The 2,433-nt window shown below is 43.0% G+C and carries 2 protein-coding genes; both read right to left on the bottom strand.

From position 1 onward, the window contains the following. Window positions 1-741, bottom strand: a 741-nt coding sequence (locus LF95_RS22875; RefSeq protein ID WP_143182159.1) for a hypothetical protein, incomplete at its 3' end; no start/stop codon positions are given. A 70-nt stretch (window positions 742-811) separates the two neighbouring features. Further along, window positions 812-2,299: a hypothetical protein gene (locus LF95_RS22480; RefSeq protein WP_143182160.1), complete on the bottom strand. Its 1,488-nt coding sequence runs from the start codon at window positions 2,297-2,299 to the stop codon at window positions 812-814. Window positions 2,300-2,433 lie beyond the last annotated feature (134 nt).

Raw genomic sequence — 2,433 nt, forward strand, 5'->3', positions numbered from 1 at the left:
TTCTGCCTGATCATGAATATCCTTTGGCAACTTCTTCCGTCCCAACAGGGACCGTTCCCACCAGCGATATGTCGATGCTTGCGGAATATAGGACGTGTCGCCGTCTTTGCGATGAAGGTAAATCTCCAGTGTTTCCGCAAGACGAACACCATATTTATCACAGGGGTAAGGAAAAACGCCCATTTTGAATTTTTTGGTCTTTTCCGGTTTTTTGGCCAACCGCAAACTCATTTGCATAAAGCCATTTCCAACACGGCCAACCATATAATTTACTTCTTCACGATACCGATACGAAAATTCCGAAGCGGGCAATATCCAAAGATTTCCACGGTGCCAAGTATAAATCGCACCCAGTGTTTGATTGAAAACAACACATCTGGGTTTTCGCATAAAAATGTAATAAGTAAGCAAAAACAAAATCCCGGAGTATACCAGCAAAACCTCAATAAACCCCGAAAAATCGCTTTTTATTTTTATCATCCAAAACTGCACAGGAGTAGTGTCCTTAGTACAGTCTCCAACCTCATATTTTAAACAATTTCTCTTATATGTTGTCTCCCAATATAAATTCTCCCCCCAAACATAACCATAACCAAAATAGCCCAGAAATTTTGTTTTTTGCTCCCATCCCGTAAGCTTACTTCCCCCTCTTTCATAAAAACTTTGGCTTGTAATATTTATTGCGTCATTAACCTCATATGCAACGAACATCCACATACCCACAAGAAGAAGACCAAACATCAATTTGGCCCCTGACCAGAATCGATCAACGAGTATATAATTATATCTTCTTTTCAAGACCACAACGACCTCATTTCAACCCAGTTAAAACACCCCTGAATGTTCGGCCAGTTGACCTTCTTTTTATTTCAACGATAATAGACCAGTCGACAAAGCTATAATTCCCATCATATCTATTTATAACATCCATGACTCCATTTTTCCCCGACTTTCTGACATTGATCAATTTAGCCCCCTTCCCAGAAACACTAAAATCAGCCAAATCTACGTTGACATCAAGATGTTCCCTGCCAAAAGAAAAGAAAATCCTCATACTATTAAAACCTAATCCATCTGGCGATTTTTCGCTAATGAGAGGACTTTCGATACGAAAATTTTTGTTTTCCTGATCAACAAGCGTAAGCCGAATTCCCCAAATTATGTCTTCGAAGCGTCGAACCTCTGAATGATAATATTCTTCATATTTCTTTGTCTTCTCAGCAGCTACAACATCTCTTATTTGCTCATCTAAAGGCAAGCGATCACCTTCCAAATATTCATCGGAACTTCCCCAAAACGAAACCCTGACGACATCTTCAATAGAACTATATGAAAGCAAACTGATTCCAAAACCGACGGCATAAATAAATACAGCACTTACAACTACCACAGCGTTCGCTCCTGGAACGACCATAATAACTGATGACACCGCCATCATTGCGTTGCCAATTAATGCGGCTCTATCACCTGTTTGGCTCGCGCGATACGCGGCACCACCCGCAACAATCGCCCCCAAACCCGCAGATATTCGAGGCAGCCACAATGCGGCAGCGCGTCCGATACCACTCGAAGCTTCAAGTGCAGGCGAATAAAGTGTAGAGAAAATCGCGTTGGGTAGTTTTCCCTGGAACAAAGTCTTTGTTGCAGCAGCCGACGCCGCATTCGTACCGGCGGCCTGAAGTCTCATGGCCTGACCAACCCGCATTAAACCATCTGTAATAGAGGCCATCGTCGCGGCAATCACCAACCGGTCATCGTCTAGAATCTTTGAATACTTATCTTCTTCGAATAATTCATAGGCAGCGTCATTTGCCTTGGCCAATTCAGCCAAAACCCACAAGCCACTCATGACCTCTAACAATCCACTTCCGCCCTGAATGGCGACAATCCGTTTCTGTGCTGTAATTCCGCCGACCATCTGTATTTTCGAGTCAATTTCAACCGCTGGCACATCAACGGTAATGTGACTGTTGGCAGATTTCGCACTGACATATATTTCACCAGACTGGCTCAACTCGGCATAAGGCTGACGTGTTTGGTTCGTATCAAAAGTCCCCGAGAGAAACCCTGCCGCTTCCTTGTAATCAAGCCTTACTTTCTTGAAAAGAATTCTCTCTCCGCGCTTTGGCTGATAAACGGCGTTAAATGCACGCGACCAATTCTGGTTGTTTATAAAATCATCGACCTTGACCTGTGATGAAAATGCTTCCAATACAACATCGAATGCGAACTTATGTTTCCGGATTTCCTCAATAAGAACATCCTCCAATCCCGACCACATGAACAGAATTTTGTTCAAATACCCGGAGACTTCTAATCCATTATAGTCGTCGATGACTTTATCGGCTTTCCAGTCTTATTTTAAACCACTCAGCAGGATGATTTTCTCAAGGGATTCCTGTCCATAAGAGCACGTTCCGTGCGCTATCAACG

Origin of the sequence: Thalassospira sp. TSL5-1 (assembly GCF_001907695.1) — a bacterium.
Lineage (GTDB): Bacteria > Pseudomonadota > Alphaproteobacteria > Rhodospirillales > Thalassospiraceae > Thalassospira.